This window comes from Bradyrhizobium sp., assembly GCF_016462955.1.
In the GTDB taxonomy this organism is placed as follows: domain Bacteria; phylum Pseudomonadota; class Alphaproteobacteria; order Rhizobiales; family Xanthobacteraceae; genus Bradyrhizobium.
The window spans coordinates 25534-28036 of record NZ_JAEMSD010000018.1 but is presented as its reverse complement, the minus strand read 5'-3'; the positions used below and the strand labels follow the sequence as shown (position 1 = coordinate 28036).

The 2503-nt window shown below is 63.7% G+C and carries 4 protein-coding genes and 1 pseudogene; 1 reads left to right on the top strand and 4 read right to left on the bottom strand.

All coding sequences use genetic code 11. The features are described 5' to 3' along the window. Nucleotides 1-837, bottom strand: an 837-nt coding sequence (locus JHD07_RS03990; RefSeq protein WP_291619212.1) for a proline dehydrogenase family protein, incomplete at its 3' end; no start/stop codon positions are given. Nucleotides 838-951: 114 nt separating this feature from the next. On the opposite strand from JHD07_RS03990, the gene JHD07_RS03985 reads away from it, so the two are divergent. Then, on the top strand, nt 952-1413 hold the full coding sequence (locus tag JHD07_RS03985) for an Lrp/AsnC ligand binding domain-containing protein (RefSeq protein ID WP_028182007.1): 462 nt from the start codon (nt 952-954) through the stop codon (nt 1411-1413). 173 nt (nt 1414-1586) lie between these two features. Here JHD07_RS03985 and JHD07_RS03980 read toward each other — a convergent pair whose 3' ends face one another. From JHD07_RS03980 to JHD07_RS03970, 3 genes and pseudogenes are all read right to left on the bottom strand, one after another. Next, a complete protein-coding gene (locus tag JHD07_RS03980; RefSeq protein WP_008563500.1) occupies nt 1587-1787 on the bottom strand; it encodes a cold-shock protein in 201 nt (66 codons plus the stop codon). A 210-nt stretch (nt 1788-1997) separates the two neighbouring features. Continuing rightward, on the bottom strand, nt 1998-2306 hold the full coding sequence (locus JHD07_RS03975; protein ID WP_291619172.1) for a cytochrome c: 309 nt from the start codon (nt 2304-2306) through the stop codon (nt 1998-2000). A gap of 12 nt (nt 2307-2318) precedes the next feature. Further along, a pseudogene (locus tag JHD07_RS03970) lies at nt 2319-2503 on the bottom strand (oxidase); the annotation flags it as partial.

Genomic DNA, 2503 nt, shown 5'->3' with positions numbered 1-2503 from the left:
GAAGTTGAGGTCATACGTCTTGGCCCGCTGTGCGAGGTCCAGGAGCAGCGGCACCAGTTCGCGCATGACGCGGCCGCGGCTGATCGCCTCGAAGCGCGGATGCAGCGCCGAGAGCTTGACCGAGATGCCCGGCCGGTCAGGCAGGGGACGGTGACCTGCCGCCTTGCCGATCGTATCAATGGCACTGGCATAGGCATCGAAATAGCGTTTCGCATCCGCCGCGGTGCGCGCACCTTCGCCGAGCATGTCGAAGGAATAGCGCGGCTTCTGGCCGGAGCGCGGCTTACCCCGCTCCAGCGCCTGCTCAATGGTCTCCCCAAGCACGAAATGATTGCCCATCAGCCGCATCGCCTGGCGCGTGGCGGTGCGCACCGCCGGTGCGCCGAGCCGTTTTACCAGCCTGCCGATGGTGCCGTCGGTCGTCTCGCCGGGCTGGATCACCCGGGCCGACAGGCCGAGCGCCCAAGCCGAGGCGTTCACCAGGAACGCCGTGGACTTGGTCTCATGATGGATGAAATCGCCCTCGCCGAGCTTGTCCTCGATGAACTGGTCGGCGGTGCGCGCGTCGGGCACGCGCAGCAGCGCCTCGGCCAGCACCATCAGCGCCAGCCCCTCCTTGGTCGAGAGCGCGAACTCCCGCAGCATGTCCTCGACCCCGCCAAGACTACCTGCAAGCCGGTCGTCGCGCTTGCGGATCGCCTCGATCAGCCGCGTCGCGGTGCGGTCGATCCGCGCCTCCTGCGGTGGGGACAGGTGCGAGGCCGGCAACAGGCGCGCGGCGATCTCGCGATCATCGGGTGCGTAAGGGGCGGAGAAGGGCGGCGGGGTGCTCGGCATGGCATGTCCTGTGGTTGAAATCCAGGATAAGGCCCGCGTGACCGTAGTTCGATAGACAATCTAGCCTTTTTGCCTTAGAAAATGAAGTATCTTAGCCGTTCAGTTAGATAAAATATGGAACTGGATCGAATAGACCGGAGAATCCTCTCTATTCTCCAGGAGGATGGTCGCATCGCCAATGTCGAGCTCGCCGAGCGCATCGGGTTGTCGCCGACCTCGATCGGCGAGCGGCTGAAGCGCCTGCAGCGCGAGGGGTTCGTCGAAGGCTATGGCGCGCGGCTCAACCCCCACCGGCTTGGCCTTGGCCTGCTGGTGTTCGTCGAGGTGCTGCTCGACAAGACCACGCCCGACAATTTCGAGCGCTTTGCCCGCGCGGTGAAGCTCGCCCCCGAAGTGCTGGAGTGTCACATGGTTGCCGGCGGCTTCGACTATCTTGTGAAGGCGCGGCTTGCGGACATGGCCGCGTATCGACGCTTTCTCGGCGAGACCCTGCTGTCGATGCCGGGCGTGCGCGAGACGCGGACCTATGCGGTGATGGAGGAGATCAAGCGCGACGCACCGTTGCCGGTGGGCTGACGACGTGCCGTCGCGATTGTCATTGCCGTGGCGTTGAATCAGCGGTCTTCAAAGGGAAAATAGCTATCCTCGTGCAATCGCAACGCCTGTCGTCGAGTGCACTGGCCGTCTTCTGAAATTTTCTTGGCCCCGCTCCCGGACAGGTCCGGGAGGCAGCAAAGGCTGGCGCGGGCTTATACTTTGAGGTTCTCTGCGGAGGTCTTGCCCCGGTTTGCGATCTCTTCGTATTCCACCGTCTGTCCTTCGTTCAGCGTCGACAGACCGGCCTTCTGCACTGCCGAGATATGCACGAACACATCCTTGCCCCCCGACGCAGGCTGGATAAATCCATAACCCTTCGTCGGGTTGAACCACTTGACCGTACCTTTAGCCATCACGACTTCTCCGCGGGTCTTCCTCCGAAATCTCCGAGCCGCCAGTCCCCGCCAACCGGCCGGTTCGGTCCTAACAGGATACGCGGAATGTGGCGGGCTTGGTAGCGCAAACCACATCGGCATTTCGCCGAATTCCGCTCAACTTCGCGGCGTTCTTGCCGGTTTTGCCCGTTTCGCGGTCAGTTGACCCGCGCGGCGCAGCTGCATCCGTCAATACGTCGCGGCCAGATAATCGACGATCTTGCCGACATCGGCATCGTCGATCGGCGCGCCATAGACCTTGATCATCTTGGTCACCTCGGCTTGCCAGAAGCCCTTCTTGTCCTTCATCGGCGGCTGCGTCGCGATGTAGTCCGATGAATGGCAGGCCGTGCAATTGCCCTGCACGACCTCGAGATTGGGACCGGGCTTGAACGCGGCGACCTCGTCCGGGGTCTTGTAGTTGACCGGCGCGGCCGGTGCCGAACCCGCCGCGGCGGCAAAGGCAAGGACGACGGCGACGGGAAGGGTGCGCGGCATGATCAGTCTCCTTCAGGCCACGGTGACGCGGACGGTTTCGACGACGTTGCGCAGATAGCCCGCCGGGTTCCAGCGCGGCGTGTCCGGCTGCGTCTCGCCGCCATTGCCGGTGGCCCGGACCTTGAGCTCAAGGCTGCCGGACGCGAGCTTCACCGGCAGCTTCCATTCGCGAAACGCGTATTTGCCGTGGTCCTTGC

Excerpts from the sequence above, each read along its gene's own strand:
- JHD07_RS03985 (WP_028182007.1), top strand. The coding sequence starts at position 952 with ATGGAACTGGATCGAATAGACCGGAGAATCCTCTCTATTCTCCAGGAG.
- JHD07_RS03980 (WP_008563500.1), bottom strand. The coding sequence starts at position 1,787 with ATGGCTAAAGGTACGGTCAAGTGGTTCAACCCGACGAAGGGTTATGGA.
- JHD07_RS03975 (WP_291619172.1), bottom strand. The coding sequence starts at position 2,306 with ATGCCGCGCACCCTTCCCGTCGCCGTCGTCCTTGCCTTTGCCGCCGCG.